The 21,862-nt window shown below is 73.5% G+C and carries 21 protein-coding genes and 3 tRNA genes; 12 read left to right on the plus strand and 12 right to left on the minus strand.

Annotated elements, in window-relative coordinates:
- The first annotated feature begins 21 nt into the window (after positions 1-21).
- The 3 genes from Athai_RS10960 to Athai_RS10970 are packed head-to-tail and all read left to right on the plus strand — an operon-like array spanning position 22 to position 3,083.
- Entirely contained in the window at positions 22-810 is a 789-nt protein-coding gene (locus tag Athai_RS10960; protein WP_203961408.1) for a fumarylacetoacetate hydrolase family protein, read from the plus strand.
- Positions 803-2,329, plus strand: coding sequence for a glutamate--tRNA ligase (gene gltX, locus Athai_RS10965; protein WP_203961409.1), 1,527 nt, complete (start codon positions 803-805; stop codon positions 2,327-2,329). The genes Athai_RS10960 and gltX overlap by 8 nt, the downstream gene beginning before the upstream one ends.
- A gap of 58 nt (positions 2,330-2,387) precedes the next feature.
- Positions 2,388-3,083: an HAD family hydrolase gene (locus Athai_RS10970; protein ID WP_203961410.1), complete on the plus strand. Its 696-nt coding sequence runs from the start codon at positions 2,388-2,390 to the stop codon at positions 3,081-3,083.
- Positions 3,084-3,148: 65 nt separating this feature from the next.
- Here the strand turns inward: Athai_RS10970 and Athai_RS10975 are convergent, their stop codons facing one another.
- The 3 genes from Athai_RS10975 to Athai_RS10985 form a co-directional block, all read right to left on the minus strand.
- A complete protein-coding gene (locus Athai_RS10975) occupies positions 3,149-3,970 on the minus strand; it encodes a class I SAM-dependent methyltransferase (RefSeq protein WP_239156865.1) in 822 nt (273 codons plus the stop codon).
- Between the two features lie 568 nt (positions 3,971-4,538).
- Positions 4,539-4,611, minus strand: a tRNA-Glu gene (locus tag Athai_RS10980).
- Positions 4,612-4,633: 22 nt separating this feature from the next.
- A tRNA-Gln gene (locus tag Athai_RS10985) sits at positions 4,634-4,705 on the minus strand.
- 295 nt (positions 4,706-5,000) lie between these two features.
- On the opposite strand from Athai_RS10985, the gene Athai_RS10990 reads away from it, so the two are divergent.
- Entirely contained in the window at positions 5,001-5,627 is a 627-nt protein-coding gene (locus tag Athai_RS10990; RefSeq protein ID WP_203961411.1) for a TetR family transcriptional regulator, read from the plus strand.
- A 14-nt stretch (positions 5,628-5,641) separates the two neighbouring features.
- A tRNA-Glu gene (locus Athai_RS10995) sits at positions 5,642-5,714 on the plus strand.
- On the opposite strand, the gene Athai_RS11000 is transcribed toward Athai_RS10995, so the two are convergent.
- Both Athai_RS11000 and Athai_RS11005 read right to left on the minus strand, forming a co-directional pair.
- Complete coding sequence (locus tag Athai_RS11000; RefSeq protein ID WP_203965519.1) at positions 5,677-6,834, minus strand: S1 family peptidase; 1,158 nt, start codon at positions 6,832-6,834, stop codon at positions 5,677-5,679. The genes Athai_RS10995 and Athai_RS11000 overlap by 38 nt on opposite strands.
- Positions 6,835-7,132: 298 nt before the next feature.
- The gene (locus Athai_RS11005) at positions 7,133-7,819 is read right to left on the minus strand and encodes an IclR family transcriptional regulator (RefSeq protein WP_030448160.1); all 687 of its coding nucleotides are present in this window, start codon (positions 7,817-7,819) and stop codon (positions 7,133-7,135) included.
- Positions 7,820-7,885: 66 nt separating this feature from the next.
- Here Athai_RS11005 and leuC point away from each other — a divergent pair, with 66 nt between their 5' ends.
- Positions 7,886-9,280 (plus strand): 3-isopropylmalate dehydratase large subunit, encoded by a 1,395-nt coding sequence (leuC, locus tag Athai_RS11010; protein WP_203961412.1) that lies wholly within the window; start codon positions 7,886-7,888, stop codon positions 9,278-9,280.
- Between the two features lie 14 nt (positions 9,281-9,294).
- On the plus strand, positions 9,295-9,888 hold the full coding sequence (gene leuD, locus Athai_RS11015; protein WP_203961413.1) for a 3-isopropylmalate dehydratase small subunit: 594 nt from the start codon (positions 9,295-9,297) through the stop codon (positions 9,886-9,888).
- A gap of 54 nt (positions 9,889-9,942) precedes the next feature.
- On the opposite strand, the gene Athai_RS11020 is transcribed toward leuD, so the two are convergent.
- From Athai_RS11020 to Athai_RS11030, 3 genes are all read right to left on the minus strand, one after another.
- Positions 9,943-10,827 carry an NUDIX hydrolase gene (locus tag Athai_RS11020; protein ID WP_203961414.1) on the minus strand — a complete coding sequence of 295 codons (885 nt, stop codon included), beginning with the start codon at positions 10,825-10,827 and terminating at the stop codon, positions 9,943-9,945.
- Between the two features lie 13 nt (positions 10,828-10,840).
- Positions 10,841-13,138: an RNA degradosome polyphosphate kinase gene (locus Athai_RS11025; protein ID WP_203961415.1), complete on the minus strand. Its 2,298-nt coding sequence runs from the start codon at positions 13,136-13,138 to the stop codon at positions 10,841-10,843.
- 80 nt (positions 13,139-13,218) lie between these two features.
- On the minus strand, positions 13,219-13,416 hold the full coding sequence (locus Athai_RS11030) for a cold-shock protein (protein WP_203961416.1): 198 nt from the start codon (positions 13,414-13,416) through the stop codon (positions 13,219-13,221).
- 262 nt (positions 13,417-13,678) lie between these two features.
- Here Athai_RS11030 and Athai_RS11035 point away from each other — a divergent pair, with 262 nt between their 5' ends.
- From Athai_RS11035 to Athai_RS11050, 4 genes are read left to right on the plus strand one after another with little or no spacing between them, the layout of a single operon-like run.
- A complete protein-coding gene (locus Athai_RS11035) occupies positions 13,679-14,422 on the plus strand; it encodes a lysophospholipid acyltransferase family protein (RefSeq protein ID WP_239156866.1) in 744 nt (247 codons plus the stop codon).
- Positions 14,419-15,423 carry an NAD(P)H-dependent glycerol-3-phosphate dehydrogenase gene (locus Athai_RS11040; RefSeq protein ID WP_203961417.1) on the plus strand — a complete coding sequence of 335 codons (1,005 nt, stop codon included), beginning with the start codon at positions 14,419-14,421 and terminating at the stop codon, positions 15,421-15,423. The genes Athai_RS11035 and Athai_RS11040 overlap by 4 nt, the downstream gene beginning before the upstream one ends.
- Positions 15,423-16,577: a cystathionine gamma-lyase gene (locus Athai_RS11045; RefSeq protein ID WP_203961418.1), complete on the plus strand. Its 1,155-nt coding sequence runs from the start codon at positions 15,423-15,425 to the stop codon at positions 16,575-16,577. The genes Athai_RS11040 and Athai_RS11045 overlap by 1 nt, the downstream gene beginning before the upstream one ends.
- 12 nt (positions 16,578-16,589) lie before the next feature.
- Positions 16,590-18,281, plus strand: coding sequence for a GAF domain-containing sensor histidine kinase (locus tag Athai_RS11050; RefSeq protein ID WP_203961419.1), 1,692 nt, complete (start codon positions 16,590-16,592; stop codon positions 18,279-18,281).
- Between the two features lie 28 nt (positions 18,282-18,309).
- On the opposite strand, the gene Athai_RS11055 is transcribed toward Athai_RS11050, so the two are convergent.
- Both Athai_RS11055 and Athai_RS11060 read right to left on the minus strand, forming a co-directional pair.
- On the minus strand, positions 18,310-18,951 hold the full coding sequence (locus tag Athai_RS11055; RefSeq protein WP_203961420.1) for a response regulator: 642 nt from the start codon (positions 18,949-18,951) through the stop codon (positions 18,310-18,312).
- A complete protein-coding gene (locus tag Athai_RS11060; RefSeq protein ID WP_203961421.1) occupies positions 18,948-19,511 on the minus strand; it encodes a universal stress protein in 564 nt (187 codons plus the stop codon). Before Athai_RS11060 ends, Athai_RS11055 begins: the two co-directional genes overlap by 4 nt.
- A 210-nt stretch (positions 19,512-19,721) precedes the next feature.
- Between Athai_RS11060 and Athai_RS11065 the strand changes: the two genes are divergently transcribed.
- Positions 19,722-20,819 carry a D-alanine--D-alanine ligase family protein gene (locus Athai_RS11065; protein WP_275422420.1) on the plus strand — a complete coding sequence of 366 codons (1,098 nt, stop codon included), beginning with the start codon at positions 19,722-19,724 and terminating at the stop codon, positions 20,817-20,819.
- On the opposite strand, the gene Athai_RS11070 is transcribed toward Athai_RS11065, so the two are convergent.
- Both Athai_RS11070 and Athai_RS11075 read right to left on the minus strand, forming a co-directional pair.
- Positions 20,772-21,455, minus strand: a complete 684-nt coding sequence (locus Athai_RS11070; RefSeq protein WP_203961423.1) for a DUF3515 family protein — start codon at positions 21,453-21,455, stop codon at positions 20,772-20,774. The genes Athai_RS11065 and Athai_RS11070 overlap by 48 nt on opposite strands.
- A gap of 87 nt (positions 21,456-21,542) precedes the next feature.
- On the minus strand, positions 21,543-21,776 hold the full coding sequence (locus Athai_RS11075; RefSeq protein ID WP_203965523.1) for an Lrp/AsnC ligand binding domain-containing protein: 234 nt from the start codon (positions 21,774-21,776) through the stop codon (positions 21,543-21,545).
- Positions 21,777-21,862: the final 86 nt, after the last annotated feature.

The raw sequence follows: 21,862 nt of genomic DNA on the forward strand, positions 1-21,862 counted from the left end.
CGGCGACGGGAAGGTTGTGTTGTGCGCATCGCACGGTTCGCCCACGGTGGCGGCATGTCGTTCGGGGTGGTCGAGGGCGACCCCGGAGCGGGGACGGAAGGTCTGACCGTCGCCCAGATCGAGGGGCTGCCGTTCGGCCGGGTGCAGACCACCGGACAGCGGTGGGCCGTGGACGACGTGCGGCTGCTGTCACCGATCCTGCCGAGCAAGGTGGTCTGCATCGGCCGCAACTACGCCGCGCACGCCGCCGAGCACCAGGCCGAGGTGCCGACCGAGCCGCTGCTGTTCCTCAAGCCGTCCACCTCGGTGGTCGGCCCCGGCGACCCGATCCGGCTGCCCACCCAGTCCAAGCAGGTCGAGCACGAGGCGGAGCTGGCCGTGGTGATCGGCATGACCGGGGCCCGCCGCCTCGACCGGGCCACCGCCCCGGCCGCGATCTTCGGGTACACCTGCGCCAACGACGTCACCGCACGCGACCTGCAGCGCAGCGACGGGCAGTGGACCCGGGCCAAGGGGTTCGACTCGTTCTGCCCGCTCGGCCCGTGGATCGACACCGACGCGGACGTCTCCGACGTCGAGGTGACCTGCACGGTCGGCGAACAGGTCCGCCAGCGCGGCCGTACCAAGGACCTGATCTTCGACATCCCGACCCTCGTCTCGTACGTGTCGCACGTGATGACGCTGCTGCCCGGTGACGTGATCCTCACCGGCACGCCGGCCGGTGTCGGACCGCTGACCGACGGCGACACGGTGACCGTTGCCATCGACGGCCTCGGCACCCTGAGCAACCCGGTGGTGAACCTTGACTGACCACGACCCCGCGCCGACCGGCGCCGGCTCGACCGGTGAGACGCCGACCGGCGCCGACGTCCGGGTGCGGTTCTGCCCGTCGCCGACCGGCACCCCGCACGTCGGGCTGATGCGCACCGGGCTGTTCAACTGGGCGTACGCGCGACACACCGGCGGCAAGCTGATCTTCCGGATCGAGGACACCGACGCCGCACGCGACTCCGAGGAGAGCTACCGGATGCTCCTCGACGCGATGGCCTGGCTCGGCATGGACTACGACGAGGGCCCGGACATCGACGGGCCGTACGCGCCGTACCGGCAGAGCCAGCGCCGCGAGATCTACACCGACGTCGCGAAGCGGCTGCTCGAGGCGGGCTTCGCGTACGAGTCGTTCTCCACCGCCGAGGAGGTCGAGGCCCGGCACGTCGCGGCCGGCCGCGACCCGAAGCTGGGGTACGACAACTTCGACCGGACCCTGACCGACGAGCAGAAGGCGGCCTTCCGGGCCGCGGGCCGGGTGCCGTCGCTGCGGCTGCGGATGCCCGACGAGGACCTCACCTGGGACGACGTGGTCCGCGGCGAGGTGACGTTCAAGGTCGGTTCGGTGCCCGACTTCGTCATCGTCCGCGGCACCGGCGACCCGCTGTACACGCTGGTCAACCCGGTCGACGACGCGCTGATGCGAATCACCCACGTGCTGCGCGGCGAGGACCTGCTGCCGTCCACCCCGCGCCAGCTCGCGCTGTACCGGGCGCTCGTGGCGATCGGCGTCGCCGAGCGCACGCCGCGCTTCGGCCACCTGCCGTACGTGATGGGGGAGGGCAACAAGAAGCTGTCCAAGCGCGACCCCAAGAGCGACCTGTTCCAGTACCGCCGGGAGGGCTACCTTCCCGAGGGCATGGTCAACTACCTGGCGCTGCTGGGCTGGTCGATCGCGCCGGACCGGGACGTGTTCAGCCCGGCCGAGCTGGTGGCGGCCTTCGACGTGGCCGACGTCAACGTCAACCCGGCCCGGTTCGACGCCAAGAAGATGGCCGCGATCAACGCCGCACACGTCCGGCTGCTCACCCCGGACGACTTCGTCACCCGGATCACGCCGTACCTGGTCGACGCCGGGCTGGTGACGCCGACCGACGCCGAGCGGCAGGTGATCGCCGCCGCGGCGCCGCTGATCCAGGAGCGGATCACCACCCTGGGGCAGGCGCCGGACATGCTGCGGTTCCTGTTCACCCCGGAGCAGTCGTACGCGCCCGAGGAGGCCAGCGCGGCGAAGGCGCTCGGCGCGGACGCGGCACCGATCCTGGACGCGTCGATCGCCGCGCTCGACGGCCTCACCGACTGGCGTGCCGCCGACCTGGAAGAGGTGCTGAAGGCGGCACTGGTCGACGGGCTGGGACTCAAGCCGCGCAAGGCGTTCGCACCGGTTCGGGTCGCGGTGACCGGCCGCACCGTGTCGCCACCGCTGTACGAGTCGATGGAGCTGCTGGGCCGGGACCGCTCGCTGTCCCGGCTCCGCGCTGCCCGCGCGAACCTGGGCTGACGTTCGCGGCCGGCCGGTGCACCCCGCACCGGCCGGCCGGATCCGGGAGGGTGACGCCGTGCGGGCGGTGCTGTTCGACATCGACGACACGCTGGTCGACTACTCGTCGGCCGAACGTGCCGGCATCCTCGACTACCTGGCCGAGCTGGGTGTGCCGGCCGCGGACCGGGCGGCCGCCGCGGACCGCTGGCATCTGGTGCAGGAGCAGGAGTTCGCCCGCTACCTGGCCGGTGAGTTGAGCTTCACCGGCCAGCAGGAGGCCCGCGCGGTGGACATGGCCCGCTGGTTGGGCCGGCCGGCGCCGGCCGATCCAGCCGCCTGGTTTCGCGGCTACCGCCGTCATTACCTCGCCGCGATGCGCCCGTTCGACGACGCGGCCGACTGCCTGCGCACCGTGTCCGCGGTCGCGGCGATCGGCGTGGTCAGCAACAACGACGAGGCACCTGCCCGGCACAAGCTTGCCCGTGCCGGGCTGCTGGACCGGTTGGCCTGCGTGGTCTGCGTCGACACCGCCGGCTGCGCGAAACCGGACCCGGAGATCTTCGAGTACGCCTGCCGGGCGCTCGCGGTGGCCCCGCACGAGGCCGCCTACGTCGGCGACAACCGCAGCACCGACGCGGAAGCCGCCCACGCCGCCGGCCTCACCGGCGTCTGGTTGGACCGCCACGACACCGGGGTGGCCGCCGCCCCCGGCATCCGCCGCATCCGCACCCTGGCCGCGCTCCCGGCAGCGCTGGGCCTGCGCATCCGCTGACCAGACCCGTTGGCCGGCACCGAATCGGTCGGCGCGGCCGGACGGATGCCGATCGCGCGGGACCGTCAGACCGGTCGGTCCGGCACCGTTGCCGTGGCGAGCAGCGCCTGGTGTGGCAGCGCGATCCGGCCGTCCGGGTCGGTGAACCGGGCCGCGAGCAGCTCGAACTGCCGTCTGATCGCCACCCTGGTCTCGGCCGGTTGGGTGGCGATGAGGTGGCCGTTGAAGCCGACGCCGGCCTCCGCCCAGCGCCACCACTCCTGCGTGGTGGTCCGGTGGCTCCAGCTGATCGTCCGGCACGACGACGTCGCCAGCCCGGCGGCGCGAAGCAGTTCCGTCACTCCCTGTTCGGTCCGCGGGAAGTCGGTCTCGGGCGGCAGCACCGGCCGGTGCGCGGGCCGCGAGACGCCGGCGGCCCGCGTCGCGCGCCCGAGCAGCGCGTGCCCGGCCCCGGCCGGTACCGGCCACAAGGTCAGCGCGATCCGGCCGCCCGGGCGGGCCACCCGGGCCAGTTCGGCGGCGCAGCGGCGCGGCCAGCCGACATGATCCAGAACGAAGTTCGCGGTCACCACGTCGAAGACGGCGTCGGCGAACGGCAGCGACGGCAGCGCCGCGACCGCGACATCCGCCCGCGGCGCGGCGTCCGCGGCGAGTCTCACCATGTCCGGCGCGGCATCGACGGCCGCGACCCGCGCGTCCCGCGCGCAGGCGGCCGCGGCGACGTTCCCCGATCCGGTACCCGCGTCGAGCAGTCGCACCCCGGCTCGGACGGCGGCGGCGTCGAGCAGTTCCTCGACCGGGTACGCACACACCGCCGCGAACGACGTCGCGTACGCGACCGCCTGCCCGCCCCAGACCTTCCGCGCCGCCGCATCGAACGCGCACATCCACATCACCCGCACCGTCTCGGCCTGGCCACGACAGCCCACGATGCCGGCTCGGCGATGCAGCCGCCGACCGGATCCCCCGGCTCCCATCTCCTGGCACCCGAACCGCGTCCGCCGGGTCAACTTCTCCAGCCGACCCCGGCCGCCGCCAGGTCCGCCGCGGCGGGTTCTGACCCCTCGGTGACCCGGGTGGTGTCGTGGCGGCATAGGCCGTGAGCGTCGCGCGGCCACGTTGTGAAGTCCGCCGCAGTGGCTCTCGCTCCCCCCGCCGGGACTCCGCCGAGCGTCTCCCCACCTCCGGCAACCACAGCCCCGGGCGTGCCGCCGTTCCCCGCCTCCGATAACCACAGTCGGGCGGGCCCGGGCGTGCCGCCGTTTCCCGCCTCCGGCAACCACAGTCGAGTGGGCACCGCCGTGCCGCCATCACCCACCTCCGGCAACCACAGCGCGCGCCGGGGGGTGCCGGGGGCGAAGCCCCTCCGGCGCGGGGCCTGGGGGCCGCGCCCCCAGAGAACATACGAAAGCGACCCTGTCCGCGAAGTGCGCGGACAGGGTCGACCCATCGCTGTAGCCCCGACCGGATTCGAACCGGCGCCGCCGCCTTGAGAGGGCGGTGTCCTAGGCCGCTAGACGACGGGGCCCTAGGCGGTGCGCGGACAAAAGCTGGGGTACCAGGACTCGAACCTAGACTAACTGGGCCAGAACCAGTCGGGCTGCCAATTACCCCATACCCCATCGGTGCCCGCGCACCGGAGAGAACTGTACCCGACGATCAACGGGGCCCTCAAATCGGCCCGGCTCCTGGGGCGGTGGCCGGTGTCACCTGGTCGCGCCGGCGTGCCCCGGTCCGTATCGCCGGCTCCCTTGTTGGACAGATGTCGGGATCGTGCCCGTCCGCGGCTGCTTCGTCCACCGATCAGGGGGGCGGTGCGGAAACGTCATCTCCGGCAGCCGCGACGCACCGGGTGGCGGATTCGCCCTGGACGGCACGGTCCGGTGGCCCGAGGCGGATCGAGGGTGGGGAGGTCGGGTGCGAAACGGCGCGCGCCGCGCGGCGCTGCTCGACGCCGCGATCGAGGTCGTGGCGCGGCACGGCGGGCACGGGTTGACGCTGCGGGCGGTCGACGCCGCCGCGGCGGTGCCGCCCGGTACCACGTCCAACTACTTCCGGTCCCGGGCGGACCTGCTGCGGCAGGCGACCGACCGGATCGGCAGCCGGCTCCGGCCGGACGTGGAGACGCTGCTCGCGGCGCAGGCGGCGGCGTTCGACCCGGGCGTGCTCGCGAGTCAGCTGCGGCGCCTGGTCGCGCAGAGCCAGTCCGACCCCGGTACCCGGATGGCGGCGCTGGAGCTGGCGCTCGCGGCGACCCGGGATCCGGCGCTGCGCGGTGAGCTCGGGGACGGCACCGACCCGGACACCGACCGGGCCGCCGACGGCGATCGGGCCGCGCACGAGGATCGGGAGCCGGTACCGCCGGAACCAGCCGGTGCCGCGGTGTTCGCCGCCACGCTCGGGCTGCTGATCGACGAGCTGGCGGTGCCCGAGGTAATGCCGTGTGTCGATGCGGTGATCGCCGGTGTCGCGGACGGGATCGGCGGAACCGGCGGGGACGGTGCCGGGCTGCCCGATGTCTGCTCCGCCGGCGGGAACCGCTAGAGTGAACCGGGTACGGCCCCGTCGTCTAGCGGCCTAGGACACTGCCCTCTCAAGGCAGCGGCGCCGGTTCGAATCCGGTCGGGGCTACACGACCTGGGTGACCCCTGTCCGCCGAGAGCGCGGACGGGGTCGTTTCGTGTGTCTTCCGGGGGCGCGGCCCCCGGGCCCCGCGCCGGAGGGGCTTCGCCCCCGGCACCCCCCAGCCGTGGGTGGTCACGGGGGGTGGGAGCGCGCGACAACCGCGGATGTCCACGGGGCGGGCCCCAGGCCCGTGGGCCCCAGGCCCCGGCGCCTCGCGTTGCGGTGATCTCTTGGCCGGGGCGGAGGTGGGGCCGGGGCGGGGGTCAGGGTTTGGGGAGGGGCAGGCGGAGTCGAGGTTGATGGTGGAGCCCTGGATGCAGGTCGCCAGCAGGTAGGTCTCCTCGGCGTAACCGATGCCCTGGTGGACGGTGACCGTGCCGTCGGCGTCGACCTCGCACGGGTTGTTCAGGGTGCAGCGTGCCCCATCCTCGTTGGTGGTGTTGTTGATCGCGACCACCTGACCGGTCGCGGTGTCGACCACCGGGGAGCCGGACGTACCGCCGATCACGTGGCACGGCTCGGTGTAGCGCACCGAGTCCTTCCACACCCAGTCCGCCTCGTGCAGCTCCGGCACGAAGCCGTCGATCGCGCACGAGTACGTCTGCTGCCAGTAGCCGGAGACCACGGCGATGTCGGTACCGGCCGTCGGGTGCGCGGTGGAGAGCGCGAGCGCGGCGATCCCGTACTGCTGCCGGATCTCGCCGTAGGTCTGGTCGACCTGGTAGAGCGTGACGTCGGTGTCGGTCATCGTCGAGTACTCGACCGTGCTGGCGGTCAGCGTGCCGACCGAGTCCTGGCCGTCCGCGGACAGCAGCGAGAACCTGCGGTTCGACGGCTGGTCGACGATCACCTCGCCGGGGCCGGGCATCCCGGTCTCCAGGCAGTGGCCGTTGGTGAGCACCAGCGCCTTGTCGTCGTCGGTCGCGCTCGGCACCCGGACCAGCGATCCCGAGCAGTTGCTCAGCGCCACGGTGCCGGCGAACGAGACGTCGGCGGTCGGGGCCGGCCGGTGCCGGGCGGTCGTGGGTGCGGCCAGTGCGGTCGGTGCGGCGGCGGCCAGCAGTCCGGCCGTCAGGGTGGCACCGGCGGCCAGGCCGAGCAGGCGCCGGGTCAGCTGTCGCGGCATTGCGTCCTCCCCAGACGATCGTCCGACGCGCCGGAATAGCCGGGTACGTCGGATTGACGAAGATCACTAGGTTAAAGGACGGTTCAATCGGGCACAACCGGTCAGTTCCCCGCATACCGGCGGGAGCCTGCCAGTCGACACGATGCCGCCGGCCGACCCGCGCTTCGGGGCTGCCGGGCCGCACGCGGCACCGATCCTCGCGGCGGGCGCCCGCCCGGATGACGGGCCGGCGGCGGACGCGGCCAGCGCCGTTCCGGCCGACACTCGGCGGTGTCGGCCGGAACGGCGCCGGACGGGGTTACAGGCCGGAGAGGCGCTGGCCGCCGCGGACGACCGCCATCGCGTGCCGGTCACCGGGGCGGCGGCCGATGCGTTCTATCGGGCCGGAGACGCAGACGGCGGCGATGACCCGGCCGGTGCGGTCCCGGACCGGAGCCGAGACGCTCGCCACGCCGGCCTCCCGCTCGGCCACGCTCTGCGACCAGCCGCGCCGGCGCACCTCGGCCAGCGTGCGCGCGGTGAACTTGCACCGCGGCAGCAGCGGCAGGATCGCCTCCGGCGGCTCCCAGGCGAGCAGGATCTGCGCACCGGAGCCGGCGGTCATCGGCAGCACCGCGCCGACCGGGACGGTGTCCCGCAGCCCGCTGGCCCGCTCGGCCGCGGCGACGCAGAGCCGCTCGTCGGCCCGCCGCAGGTACAGCTGGGCGGACTCGCCGGTCTGGTCGCGCAGCGCGGTGAGGACCGGCTCGGCCGCGGTGAGCAGCACGTCCGGCGCGGAGTTGGCGAGTTCGCCGAGCCGCGGGCCGGGCCGCCACCGGCCGTGCTGGTCGCGAACCAGCATCCGGTGCGTCTCGAGTGCCTGGGCGAGCCGGTGCGCCGTGGCGCGTGGCAGTTTCGTCCGGTCGACGAGCTCGGCGAGGCTCGCGCCGTCGACGCATGCCTCCAGGATCACGATGGCCTTGTCGAGCACCCCGACACCACTGATACTCTGTCCCACGAGCCGAAACATACCTCCCATCATTCGGGAAGTCCATATCGTGGGAGAAGTGAGATGGGGCGCACACTCGCCGAGAAGATCTGGGACGCGCATGTCGTACGGTCCGCCGCGGGCGAACCCGACCTGCTATACATCGACCTGCACCTCGTTCACGAGGTGACCAGCCCGCAGGCCTTCGACGGCCTGCGAGCGGCCGGGCGCAAGGTCCGCCGGCCGGACCTGACGCTCGCCACCGAGGACCACAACACACCCACCGACAGCCTCGTCACGATCGCCGACCCGGTGTCGCGGACCCAGCTGGAGACGTTGCGCCGCAACGCCGCCGAGTTCGGTGTCCCGCTGCACTCGCTCGGCGCCGCCGAACAGGGCATCGTGCACGTGATCGGGCCGCAGCTGGGCGCCACCCAGCCGGGGATGACCATCGTGTGCGGCGACTCGCACACCTCCACCCACGGCGCGTTCGGGTCGATCGCGTTCGGCATCGGTACCTCCGAGGTCGAGCACGTGCTCGCCACCCAGACGCTGCCGCAGACCAAACCGAAGACGATGGCGGTCAACGTCACCGGGGCGCTGCGGCCCGGGGTCACCGCGAAGGACCTGATCCTCGCGCTGATCACGCAGGTCGGCACCGGCGGCGGGCAGGGCCACATCGTCGAGTACCGCGGCGAGGCCATCCCGAACCTGTCCATGGAAGGCCGGATGACCATCTGCAACATGTCGATCGAGTGGGGTGCGCGCGCCGGCATGGTCGCCCCGGACGAGACGACCTTCGGCTACCTGAAGGGGCGGCCGAACGCGCCGGCCGGCGCGGACTGGGACGCCGCGGTGGAGTACTGGCGGGGCCTGGTCACCGACGACGACGCGACGTTCGACACCGAGGTGACGATCGACGCGAGCGCGGTCGAACCGTTCGTCACCTGGGGTACCAACCCGGGTCAGGGCGCGCCGCTGTCCGGCACGGTGCCGGCGCCGGAGTCGTTCGCCGACGAGGCCGCCCGTACCGCCGCCGAGCGGGCCCTGTCCTACATGGACCTGACCGCCGGCACGAAGCTGCGCGACATCGACGTGGACGTGGTGTTCCTCGGTTCCTGCACCAACGGCCGGCTGGAGGACCTGCGGGCCGCGGCCGAGGTGATCTCCGGTCGCCAGGTCGCCGACGGCGTCCGGATGCTCGTCGTACCGGGGTCGGCCCGGGTACGCGAGGCCGCCGAGGCGGAGGGACTGCACGAGGTGTTCACCGCCGCGGGCGCCGAGTGGCGGTTCGCCGGCTGCTCGATGTGCCTGGGCATGAACCCGGACGTGTTGACGCCCGGCCAGCGGTCGGCGTCCACGTCCAACCGCAACTTCGAGGGCCGGCAGGGCCGCGGCGGGCGTACCCACCTGGTCTCGCCGGCGGTCGCCGCGGCCACCGCGGTGGCCGGGCATCTCGCCGCACCGGCCGATCTCTAGGGAGGTAGTCCATCATGCAGAAGTTCACCGTGCACACCGGCACCGGCGTGCCGCTGCGACGGTCCAATGTGGACACCGACCAGATCATCCCGGCGGTGTACCTCAAGCGCGTCACCCGGACCGGCTTCGCCGACGGGCTGTTCTCGGCCTGGCGCTCGGACCCCGAGTTCGTGCTCAACAACCCGGCGTTCGCCGGCGGGACGGTGCTCGTCGCCGGTACCGACTTCGGTACCGGCTCGTCCCGCGAGCACGCTGTCTGGGCGTTGCAGGACCACGGCTTCGCGGCGGTGATCGCCCCCCGGTTCGGCGACATCTTCCGCGGCAACTCGCTCAAGGGCGGGCTGCTGCCGGTGCAGCTGCCGATCGACGCGGTCGAGGAGCTGTGGAAGCTGATCGAGCACGACCCGAGCACGCAGATCACCGTCGACCTGGTCGAGCGCGAGGTCCGGGCCGACGGCCGGTCCTGGTCGTTCGAGCTGGACGACTTCACCCGCTGGCGGTTGCTGGAAGGGCTGGACGACATCGGCCTGACGCTGCGGCACGAGGCCGACATCGCCGCGTACGAGAGTTCGCGACCGTCGTTCAAACCGACGGTCGCCACCGCCTGACCGGTGCGACGACCGGCCTCCTCTGCTCGTGGGTCGTGCTACGGGCAGGGGAGGTCACGGGCGCAGCAGGTCGACGGCGGCCAGCCGGTCGGCGGCGAAGGACAGCACCCACACCGCGCCCTTCGGGGTGCTCGGATCCGCCAGGGTGACACCGTCCTGATGGACCAGTACGTCCAGGGTGGCGGGGATGATGCCGCCCTGGCTGGCGACCACGCTGGCGCCACCCAGGTCGGCCAGCCGCCGCACCCGCTGCACCGCGCCCAGCGGATCGTGCCGCACCTCGTCGAACACCGGCGCGGTGCTGGGCTCGCGCCGCAACCGGCGTGCGCTCGGCTCGATCGTCTGGACGCACCGCAGCGGCGTCGCGGTGAGCAGCCGAACCGGGGCGAACAGCGGCAGCAGCGTGGCCAGCCGGTTCGCGGTCGCGACACCGGAGTCGTCCAGCGGCCGCAGCTCGTCCGCGCCGTCCCACTCGTCCGCCCGACCGGCGCTGGCATGCCGTACCAGCAGGACCGTCGCGGTGATCCGGGGCAGCGCGGCGAACGCCGCCAGCACCGGCAGGTAGTCGTCGTCGGTCAGGACGGCCGGCGCCCGGTCCAGCCGTACCCACCGCAGCTGGTCCACCTCGTCGTTGGGGGTGAAGCCGGCGCCGTCGCCCGCCGCCATCGACCAGAAGTCGACCACCTTGTCGGCCGCGCCGCCGGGCCCGGCCACCCGGTAGCGCACCGACGGCAGCCGGACGCCGGGCACCGGCCGTAACGCCGACTCCTCGGCCACCTCCCGGCAGGCGGCGACCAGTGGATGCTCGCCCCGGTCCAGCTTGCCCTTCGGCAGCGACCAGTCGTCGTAGCGGGGCCGGTGCACCAGGGCCACCTCGACCCCGGCCGGCCCCTCGCGCCAGACCAGGCCGCCGGCAGCCCGGATCAGCCGTGTGGACATCGCCGTCACCCTGTCAGGTCTCGTCGACGGTTTCGCGCAGCAGCACCGCCTGCATGTCGTTCAGGCCACCGTTGCGCCGGGTCCACGACCCGTCCGGGTTGAGTTCGAACCCGCCGGTGCTGTCGGCCATCGCGAGATCCAGCACCCCGGCCAGCTCGGCCTGCGCGGCGGCGTCGGTCACCTGCACCAGCGCCTCCACCCGCCGATCCAGGTTGCGGTGCATCAGATCGGCCGAACCGATCCAGAACTCGTCGAAGCCGTCGGCGGTGAAGCGGAAGATGCGCGAATGCTCCAGGAACCGGCCGAGCGTCGAGCGGACCCGGATGTTCTCCGACAGGTCCGGCACCCCCGGCCGCAGTGCGCAGATGCCGCGCACCATCAGGTCGATGCGTACCCCGGCGCGGCTGGCCCGGTACAGCGCGTCGATCACCCGCTCGTCCACGATCGAGTTGACCTTGCACTGGATGCGGGCCGGCTTGCCCGCCCGGACCCGGTCGGCCTGCCGCTCGATCCGGTCGATGATGCCGGCCCGCACCCCCTGCGGCGCCACCAGCAGCCGCCGGTAGCTCGTCTGCCGGGAGTACCCGGTCAGCACGTTGAACAGGTCGGTGGCGTCCGCGCCGACCTCCGGGTCGGCGGTGAACAGGCCGAAGTCCTCGTAGGTGCGGGCGGTCTTCGGGTTGTAGTTGCCGGTGCCGATGTGGCAGTAGCGCCGGATGCCACCCGCCTCGGCGCGCACCACCAGCGCCATCTTCGCGTGCGTCTTCAGCCCGACCAGCCCGTACATCACGTGGCAGCCGGCCTGCTCCAGCTTGCGCGCCCAGGAGATGTTGGCCTCCTCGTCGAACCGGGCCTTGATCTCCACCACCGCGACCACCTGCTTGCCCGCCTCGGCGGCGGTCACCAGCGCGTCGACGATCGGCGAGTCGCCGGAGGTGCGGTACAGCGTCTGCTTGATCGCGAGCACGCCCGGATCCTCGGCGGCCTGCTCGATGAACCGCTGCACGGTGGTGGAGAACGAGTGGTACGGATGGTGCACCAGCACGTCGCCGCCGCGCAGCGTGGCGAACACGCTCTTCGGTGTCTCGCCCTCGCTGAACGCCGCCGGCGTCGCCGGGACGAACGGCTGATCGGTCAGGTCGTCCCGGTCGGCCGCGTCGTAGATCTGCCACAGCGCGGTCAGATCCAGCAGCCCGGGCACCCGCAGCACGTCCTGCGAGGTCATGTCGAGCTCCCGGACCAGCAGGTCGAGCACGTGGTCGGAGATCGTGGACGCCACCTCCAGCCGCACCGGCGGGCCGAACCGGCGCTGTGCCAGCTCGCGCTCCATCGCCTGCAGCAGGTCCTCGTCCCGGTCCTCCTCGACCTCCAGGTCGGCGTTGCGGGTGACCCGGAAGACGTGGTGGTCGACCACGTCCATGCCCGGGAACAGCTGGTCGAGGTGGGCCGCGATCAGGTCCTCCACCGGCAGGAACGCCGAGCGGCCGGCGTTGGGCCGTTGCACCGTGACGAACCGCGGCACGTTGTTCGGCACCTTCACCCGGGCGAACCGCTCGCCGCTGCCGTCCGCCGCCCGTACCAGCACCGCGAGGTTCAGCGACAACCCCGAGATGTACGGGAACGGGTGCGCCGGGTCCACCGCGAGCGGCGTGAGCACCGGGAACACCTGGTCACGGAAGTACCCGCGGAGCCGCTCCTGGTCGTCGGCGGTCAGCTCGGACCAGCGCAGGATCCGCACCCCGGCCCGCGCCAGCGCCGGCCGGACGTCGTCGGCGAAGCACCGGGAGTGCCGGCCGACCAGCTCCGCGGCGCGCTGGCTGATCCGTTCCAGCTGCTCCCGCGGCGGCATCCGGTCCGGCGTGCGCAGGGTCAGGCCGGTGGACAACCGGCGCTGCAGCCCGGCGACGCGCACCATGTAGAACTCGTCCAGGTTGCTTGCGAAGATCGCCAGGAACTTCGCCCGTTCCAGCAGCGGCTGGTCCCGGTCCTCGGCCAGGGTGAGCACCCGGGCGTTGAAGTCCAGCCAGGACAGCTCGCGATTGAGGAACCGGCCGTCCGGCAGCTCCGCTCGGTCGCTCGGCTCCGTGCTGCGCACGGCGGTGCTGCCGGCGGCGCGTTCGGCCCCGCCGTCGCGGGCCGGCGGCTCGGCGCCGGCCCGCGACGGGCCGGCGCTGCCGTCGGGCGCGCCGCGCAGAGGTGCCGTGGCCGGCTCCGGCCCTGGCTGCCGTGGCGCCGCGGCGGGCCGCGTGCTGGCGCCGCGCCGCGTCGACCGGTCGCCCGTACGGGTGCTCTCCTCGCTGGCGTGCGTCATGGCTTCATCATGGCCCGATCCGGCTGAACGAGCGAGAAACACCGGTCAACGGCACCGTGACGAGCCGAGCCGGTGAGCGGTCAGGGCATCGTCACCAGGGTGACCCGCTCGACCCGGCCCTGCTCGCCGGTGTCCAGCCGGACCCGCTGGCCGGGCCGCAGGTGGCGGAGCCCGCCGGCGGCGAACGCCGCCGCGTCGAACGCCACCCGGCTGCCGTCGTCCAGCACCGCCGTACCGGCACCGGTGTCCTGCTCGAAGCTCGCCACCGTTCCCTGCATGTCCCGACCGTACCGGTACGTCGGTGTGCGTCCCGCCCGCGCGGGTCGCCGGCTGCGCTTCTGCGCCGTCTGCGCCGTTCGTGCGGTCCGTGCCGCTTGCGCCGCCCGTGCGGTCCGTACCGTCCGTGGCCGTCCGTGGCCGTCCGTGGCCACCGGGCCCCGGGCACGGCGGCGGTGTACGGGTCGGGCGGCCCGCGTCGGGGCTCCGCGGTCGGGCGGGCATCATCGTGGGCACGGGTACGGTGACTGGGTGGGAGGTGCGGTGGCGCGTCGAGGTTTCTGGGTGCGGGTCGGCATGGGGGTGATCAACTCCACGCTCACCGTTTTCAGTCGACACACCTGGCAGGGCGCCGAGCACATCCCGGCCACCGGCGGCGCGATCGTGGCCGCGAACCACATCTCTCAGGTCGACCCGATGGTGATGGCCCGGTTCGTGTACGCGACCGGTCGGGTGCCACGGTTCCTGACCAAGGCGAGCGTGTTGCAGGTGCCGCTGATGGGTCCGGCGCTGCGCAGCACCGGCCAGATCCCGGTGCACCGGGGCAGCATCGACGCGGCCCGCTCGGTGGACGAGGCGGCCGCCGCGCTGCGCGACGGCCACGTCGTCGTGGTGTACCCGGAGGGCACCACCACCCGGGACCCGGACTTCTGGCCGATGCACGGCCGTACCGGCGTGGCCCGGCTGGCGCTGACCACCGGCGCGCCGGTGATCCCGGTGGCGCAGTGGGGTGCGCAGCGGCTGCAGGACCCGGTGGCGCACACGGTGCGGCCCCGGCCGCGTACCCCGGTCAGCGTGCTGGCCGGCCCGCCGATGGACCTGTCCGGCTGGCGCGAACGGGCCGCCGGCGGCGAACCGGACCGGACGCTGCTGACCGGCCTGTCCGACGCGATCATGTACCGCATCCGGGAACTGCTCACCGAACTTCGCGACGAGCAGCCACCCGAGCAGCTGTACGCATGGCCGCCGAGGCGGCCGGCCACCCCCGACGGCGAAGGCGGACGATGACCGAGATCAAGCGCGCGGCGGTGCTCAGCGCCGGCTCGTGGGGTACCACGTTCGGCAAGGTGCTCGCCGACGCCGGCCGCGAGGTGCGCATCCTCGCCCGGCGGGCCGAGGTCGCCGAGGCGATCAACGACACCCACACCAACCCGGACTACGTGCCCGAGGTACGGCTGCCGGATGCGGTCACCGCCACCACCGACCCGGCGACCGCGCTGGACGGCGTCGACCTGGTGGTGCTCGCCACGCCGAGCCAGGCGCTGCGCGACAACCTGGTCGCCTGGAAGCCGCTGCTGGATCCGGCGGCCAGCATCGTCAGCCTGGCCAAGGGCATCGAGCTGAACACCTCGCTGCGGATGAGCGAGGTGATCGCCGAGGTCACCGGCATCCCGACCGATCAGGTCGTGGTGGTCACCGGCCCGAACCTGGCGCCGGAGATCGCGCACGGCCAGCCGACCGCGGCCGTGGTCGCCTGCACCGACCTGGCCCGCGCGGAGCTGGTGCAGCGGGCGGTCGCGGCACCGTACTTCCGGCCGTACACCAACACCGACGTGGTCGGGTGCGAGATCGGCGGCGCGGTCAAGAACGTCATCGCACTGGCCTACGGGATGGCCTCCGGGCTGGGACTCGGCGACAACACCAAGGCGACGCTGATCACCCGGGGGCTGGCCGAGACCTCCCGGCTGGGGGAGCGGCTCGGCGCCGACCCGCGGACCTTCTCCGGCCTGGCCGGTCTCGGCGACCTGGTCGCCACCTGCTCGTCGCCGCTGTCGCGCAACCACCGGTTCGGCGAGTACCTCGGCCGAGGCGACAGCCTCGCCGCCGCGCAGCGCGCCACCCGGCAGACCGCCGAGGGCGTCAAGAGCTGCCGGTCGATCCGTGACCTGGCGCACCGGTACCGGGTGGAGATGCCGATCACCGAGCAGGTCGAGCGGGTCTGCTACGAGCAGGTGCCGCCGTCGGTGGCGGTGCGCGAGCTGATGAGCCGGGACATGAAGGCGGAGTGATGGGTACCTCCGGCGCGGTCGGGCCGGACCGGCCGGGCCCCGGCGAGCGGCGCGTGGCGGACCCGGCCGGCTACCGGGACGCGACCCGGGTGATACATGCCGGTGCGCCGGCGCCGACGCCCGGTGCGCCGTTTCGGGCCGGTCCGGTGCTGGCCGCGCCGTACCACCTCGCCGCCGAGGGGCCGACCGGCGCCGACGCGTACGGCCGGGCCGACAACCCGACCGTACGCGCGCTGGAGCAGGCGATCGGCACGCTGGAGGGCGGCGAGGTCGTCGCCTTCGCCTCCGGGATGGCGGCCATCACCGGCCTGCTGTTCGCCACCCTCGGCGCGGGCGACACCCTGGTCCTGCCCTCCGACGGGTACTTCAAGGTCCGCGAGTTCGCCGACACGGTGCTGGCCGGGCGGGGCGTCGCGGTGCACCAGGTGCCGACACCGGGGCCGTACCGGCTCGCCGGGCACGCGCCGCGGCTGGTGCTGCTGGAGACGCCGGCGAATCCGGGGCTCGCGGTGTGTGACATCGCCGCCGTCGCGGCGATGTCCCGTGATGCCGGTGCACTGCTCGCGGTCGACAACACGACGGCTACGCCGTTGGGGCAGCGACCACTCGAACTCGGCGCGGACGTGGTCGTCGCCTCCGGTACCAAGGCGCTGACCGGCCACTCCGACCTGCTGCTCGGCTATGTTGCGACCGCCGACCCGGGCCTCGCCGACCGGCTGCGGGGCTGGCGGGCGATGACCGGGGCGATCTGCGGACCGTTCGAGGCGTGGCTCGCGCACCGGTCGCTGGCCACCCTGGAGCTGCGGCTGGGCCGGCAGGAGGCCAACGCCGCCGCGGTCGTGGAGTTCCTGTCCGGCCGGCCGGAGGTGACCGGGCTGCGCTGGCCGGGGCTGGACCCGATGGCCCGCCGGCAGCTGGCCCGGATGCCCGGTCTGGTCACGTTCGAGCTGCCCGACGAGGCGGCCGCGACGGCGTTCCTGCGGGCCACGAAGCTGGTCGCGAACGCCACCAGCTTCGGTGGCCTGCACTCCTCGGCCGACCGGCGCGCCCAGTTCGGCGACCCGGTCCCGGCCGGGCTGATCAGGCTGTCCGTCGGCTGCGAGGACCCGGCGGACCTGATCGAGGATCTGCGCGCCGGGCTCGCCGCCGGATGACACACTGCGTCGATGACTTACTCGCCGGACGCGGGAGCCGGGCAGGGCTCGCCCGGCGGGCCGGCCGCCGACTCCAACCGCACCAGGCGTCGCGGGCGCTTCGTCGAGCTGCTGGTCGCGATGGTGGCGATCGCCGGCGAGCTGGACCTGTCGGTGGTGCTGCAACGGGTCGTCGACCTCGCCGCCGAACAGATCGGCGCCCGCTACGGCGCACTCGGGGTGCGCGGCACCGACGGCCGCCTGGAGCACTTCGTGTGGACCGGCATCGATGCCGAGCAGGCCGCCCGGATCGGCCCGTCCCCGGACGGGCACGGTCTGCTCGGCGAGCCGCGCCGCCGCTCGGCGCCACTGCGGATCGACGACGTCGGCCGGCACCCCGCCGCGGCGGGTTTCCCGCCGCACCATCCGCCGATGCGGTCGTTCGTCGGGGTGCCGATCGGCGACGGCCGCCGCACCCTGGGCAGCCTGTACCTCGCCGACCGGCGTGACGGGCGGCCGTTCGACTCCGACGACGAGAGCCTGCTCGCGTTGTTCGCCGCCGCGGCCTCGATCGCGTTGCTCAACGCCCGGCGGTACGAGACGAGCCGGGAGCAGGAGCGCTGGCTCGCGGCGAACTACCGGCTGACCCATCACCTGCTCGCCGGCACCGACCCGGACAGCCAGCTCACCACGATCATCCGCACCGCTCGCCGGTTGACCGACGCCGACTTCGCCGTGGTTTTCCACGTCGACCAGACCCGCGAGCACATGGTCATCCGTACCGCCGACGGGGTCGAGGCGGAGAGCACGCTGGGCCGGGTACTGCCGATGGACGCGTCCCGGGCCGGTGACGTGTTCCGTTCCGGTACCCCGGTGGTGGTGGCGGACATGTGGGAGGACACCCGGCGGGCGCCCTGGCTGTCCGAGACACTGCCACCGGTCGGCCCGTGCGCCCTGGTACCGCTGGGGCTGGCCGACGACGCGCTCGGGGTGGTGATGGTCAGCCGGCTCCGCGGCCGGTCACCGTTCCCGGCGGTGGCGTTGCGGATGCTGGAGACGTTCGCCAGCCAGGCGGCGGTGGCGCTGCGGCTGGCCCGGGAGCGCACCTGGCGCGAGCAGGTCGCGCTGTACGCGGACCGCGAACGCATCGCGCACGACCTGCACGACCAGGTGATCCAGCGGGTGTTCGCGACCGGCATGCTGCTGCAGGGCACCGCCCGGATGGTGGTGCTGCCGGAGGTGCAGGAGCGGCTGCTGCGCGCGGTCGGTGACCTGGACGAGACGGTGCGCCAGATCCGCGCCACGATCTACCAGCTGGAGGAGCCGCCGGCCGGCACCGTGGAGGACGTCCGGTCGGCCCTGCTGTCGGTCACCGACCAGGCCGCCGACGCCCTGGGGTTCGCACCGATCGTGCGGTTCGATCTCAGCCCGGACGTCGAACTGCCGGTCCGGCTGCGCGAGCACCTCGTCGCCGCGGTCCGCGAGTTGCTCGCCAACGTCGCCCGGCACGCGCGGGCCGGCCGCGCCGACGTGGAGCTGGCGGTCGGCGCCGGTCGGCTGGCTCTGACCGTGGCCGACAACGGTGTCGGGCTGCCGGCCGGTGGCCGCCGCAGTGGCCTGCGCAACCTCGCGGAGCGGGCGCTGTCGCTGGGCGGCGAGATGACCGCCGCGGCCCGGGCCGACGGCGGCACCGTCGTGGTCTGGCAGGTCCCGCTGCACGCCTAGGGCACGCCCTGGCCCATCCGCGCGGGCCTCACCGTTCCGGCCGGGGCCAGATCCGGGTGGCGAGCACCGCGGCCTGGGTGCGGCGGTTGAGCCCGAGCTTGGTGAACACGTTCGAGACGTAGTTCTTGACCGTCTTCTCGGCGAGGAACAGCCGTTCACCGATCTGCCGGTTGGTCAGCCCGTCACCGATCAGCCGCAGGATGTTGCGTTCCTGCGCGGTCAGCTCGGCCAGCGGATCGTCCGGGTCCGCGCGGCGCCGCATCGCCTCCATCAGCGCGCCGGCGGCCGTCGGGTCCAGCAGCGAGCCCCCGCCGGCGACGGTACGCACCGCGTCGACCAGGTCGTTGCCGAGGATGTCCTTGAGCACGTACCCGGACGCGCCGGCGAGCACCGCGCGCACCAGCGCGTCGTCGTCGTTGTACGAGGTGAGGATCAGACACCGCAGGTCCGCCAGCTGGCTGCGCAGCTCGCGGCAGACCTCGACGCCGTCTCCGTCGGGCAGCCGCACGTCCAGGATCGCCACGTCCGGGCGCACTGCCGGTACCCGGTCCAGCGCCTGCCGCGCGGTGCCGGCCTCGCCGGCGATCTCGACATCGGGTTCGCCGGCGAGCAGATCGATCAGACCGCGCCGGACGAGCTCGTGGTCGTCAAGCAGGAAAACCCGGATCACACGGTCAGGGTACGGGCAGTGCCCGCCGGGGCTGCCACGGTGTGCCGGCCGGCCGCACCCGGCGCCGCGGCGCCGGTGGCCGGACCGACGCCGGGATCGGTCGCGTCCGTGCCGGTCTGCCCGGTCGATCCTGCCTCGTCCGGTTCGTGCGGGACATCCGCCGCCGGCACCACCACGACCGGTACCGAGGCGGTCCGGGCCACCGAGATCGCGGTGGAGCCGAGGATGCGGCCGAGCAGCCCGGAGTGGCCGCGGGAGCCGACGACGATCAGGTCCGCGTCCCGGGCCGCGCCGAGCAGTGCCTGGTGGGGCGGCGCCGCGACGATCCGCTCGGCCACCGGCACCGGGGGCTCGGCGCCGAGGCCGGCCCGTACCGAGGCGGCCAGCACGGCGCGCTCGGCGGCCAGCTGTGCGGTCGGTTCGCCGCCGCCGATCGCCCGGACCGCGAGCAGTCCGCCCGCCCGCCGGGACGCCTCCGAGGCAGCCCAGCGCAGCGCGGCGATCGAGGTGGTCGATCCGTCCACGCCGACCACGATCAGACCGTTACCGGACGCAGCCATGGTGACGACCTCCTCGGCCCGAACGGCGAGCCCGACGGCGACAACGGTCTCCAGTCAACAATCGGGCACCGGTGCCGTACCAGGTGCCAACGGTCACCGTGACCGGGACCTTGGTCCCGCGGCGACGGGCGGTCACCGGCGCGCCCCGAGACGGTGGTATCGCCCGATGCGTCGCTGCCACGGCGAGCACGTCGAGTAATGTCCGGGGGCGTGACTACGCCACGCAGACCACGCGTCGCCGTCGTGTTCGGCGGTCGCAGCAGCGAGCATGCCGTGTCCGCGGTCAGCGCCGGCAGCGTGCTGTCCGCGATCGACCCGGACGAGTTCGAGGTGGTGCCGGTCGGCATCACCCGGCAGGGCCGTTGGCTGCTCACCGACGGCGATCCGAGCGAGCTGGCGATCCGCGGCCGGCAGTTCCCGGAGATCACCGATGGCGCGGGTACCGAGGTGGCGTTGCCGGCCGGTTCCGGCGGCCGGATCGTGGCGCTGGACCCGGCGCAGGGCGCCGCGGCGCTGGCGGACGTCGACGTGGTGCTGCCGGTGCTGCACGGCGCGTACGGCGAGGACGGCACCATCCAGGGGCTGCTGGAGATGGCCGGCCTGCCCTACGTCGGCGCCGGCGTGTTCGCCTCGGCGGCCTGCATGGACAAGGAGTTCACCAAGAAGCTGATGGCCGCCGACGGGCTGCCGGTCGGGGAGTACGCGGTGTTGCGGACCGGCCAGTCGCTGACCGAGGCCGACATGGCCAGGCTGGGCCTGCCGGTGTTCGTCAAGCCGTCCCGGGCCGGCTCCTCGGTCGGTATCACCCGGGTCGACGACTGGGCGCAGCTGCCGGCGGCGGTGGCCACCGCCCGGGAGATCGACTCGAAGGTTCTGGTGGAGGCGGCGTTCACCGGCGTCCGCGAGATCGAGTGCGGTGTCCTGGAGGGCGAGTACGGCGGGGAGCCGGAGGCGAGCCTGCCCGCCGAGGTGCACATCGACTCCCGGCACAGCTGGTACGACCTGGAGGCGAAGTACCTCGACGAGCCGGAGCTGGACATCCCGCCGCGGCTGCCGGAGCACGTCGTCGACGAGATCCGCCGTACCGCGTGCCGGGCGTTCACCGCCCTGGACTGCGCCGGGCTGGCCCGGGTCGACTTCTTCGTCACACCCGAGCTGGACGTGGTGGTCAACGAGATCAACACGATGCCGGGGTTCACCGCGGCGTCGGCGTTCCCGAAGATGTGGGCCAGAAGCGGCCTGGACTATCCGAAGCTGGTCTCAAGGCTGATCCGTACCGCCCTGCACCGCCGCGCCGAGCACGGCTGACCGCGGCGGTCCGGAGCTCGCCGGTGACATCCCGCCGGCGCGACGCAGGCGGCAGCCGAACGGCGCCGGGTCAGTGACAGCCGGACGGAGCCGTGTCCGACGACGGCACCGAGCCGGCGATCGGGTCGGAGAACTCCGCCGCCCACTGCCCGGCCCCGAGTACGACGCGGGGACCGTGATCGCCACCGGCACGGTGCGGTCGACGGTGGTCCACACGCTCGATCCGTCCGACTGCTTGGCGGCCAGGTAGCAGACGCCGGACAGCTGGTAGACGGTGGCGGTCTCGGCCACCTTCGGCGCGGCGACGCCGCAGGCCACCCGCAGCGCCGGCTGGCCGTACGCGGCGTTCTGCTCGGCGCCGTCCGACACCGGGCGCCGTCGGGCGGACCGGACGGTGCCCGGCAGCTGGGCGATCAGCCCCCGGCAGACGGTGGCCGGGGTGGCCGCGAGGGACGGCGCCGGCATCCGCACCGTGGTGGTCGGCTGGGGGCTCGCCGAACCGGCCGCCTGCTTGCCCCCGTTGCCGCCGCCGAGCCCGCCGAGCAGCCAGAACGCGAGCGCCCCGGCGATCAGGGCGAGCGGCAGGGCGATCAGCGTCGCGGTCCGTGCCGCGGCGCGGGAGTCGGCGTCGGCCACCGAGGACACCTCCGGCGAAAGCTCGGGTGGATTCGGGTGCAGATTCTGCCCGCCCGCCCGGGGGCCGCCGCGATCGGCCCGGCGCGGCTAGAGATGCACCACCGGGCAGGTCAGGGTCCGGGTGATGCCCTCGACCGACTGGACCTTGCTGACGACGGCCTTGCCGAGCTCGTCGACGGTGTGCTTCTCGGCGAGCGCGATCACGTCGTACGGCCCGGTGACCGAGTCGACCCGGACCACGCCGTCGACGCCGCCGATCGCGGTCGCCACGTCGTGCGTCTTGCCGACCTCGGTCTGGATGAGGATGTACGCCTGGACCACGACGGGTGCCCTTCCTCCGACGGAACTGCCGGCCGAAAAGAACGTACCGTACGGTGCGCGCACCGTGTCGACCTCCGTACCGCCTG

It is taken from the genome of Actinocatenispora thailandica (genome assembly GCF_016865425.1).
Lineage (GTDB): Bacteria > Actinomycetota > Actinomycetes > Mycobacteriales > Micromonosporaceae > Actinocatenispora > Actinocatenispora thailandica.

Coding starts and splice junctions, on each gene's coding strand:
- Athai_RS11045 (WP_203961418.1), top strand. CDS start 15,423: ATGGGTACCTCCGGCGCGGTCGGGCCGGACCGGCCGGGCCCCGGCGAG.
- Athai_RS10975 (WP_239156865.1), bottom strand. CDS start 3,970: ATGTGCGCGTTCGATGCGGCGGCGCGGAAGGTCTGGGGCGGGCAGGCG.
- leuD (WP_203961413.1), top strand. CDS start 9,295: ATGCAGAAGTTCACCGTGCACACCGGCACCGGCGTGCCGCTGCGACGG.
- Athai_RS11050 (WP_203961419.1), top strand. CDS start 16,590: ATGACTTACTCGCCGGACGCGGGAGCCGGGCAGGGCTCGCCCGGCGGG.
- Athai_RS11025 (WP_203961415.1), bottom strand. CDS start 13,138: ATGACGCACGCCAGCGAGGAGAGCACCCGTACGGGCGACCGGTCGACG.
- leuC (WP_203961412.1), top strand. CDS start 7,886: ATGGGGCGCACACTCGCCGAGAAGATCTGGGACGCGCATGTCGTACGG.
- Athai_RS11000 (WP_203965519.1), bottom strand. CDS start 6,834: ATGCCGCGACAGCTGACCCGGCGCCTGCTCGGCCTGGCCGCCGGTGCC.
- Athai_RS11020 (WP_203961414.1), bottom strand. CDS start 10,827: ATGTCCACACGGCTGATCCGGGCTGCCGGCGGCCTGGTCTGGCGCGAG.
- Athai_RS11040 (WP_203961417.1), top strand. CDS start 14,419: ATGACCGAGATCAAGCGCGCGGCGGTGCTCAGCGCCGGCTCGTGGGGT.
- Athai_RS11060 (WP_203961421.1), bottom strand. CDS start 19,511: ATGGCTGCGTCCGGTAACGGTCTGATCGTGGTCGGCGTGGACGGATCG.
- Athai_RS11030 (WP_203961416.1), bottom strand. CDS start 13,416: ATGCAGGGAACGGTGGCGAGCTTCGAGCAGGACACCGGTGCCGGTACG.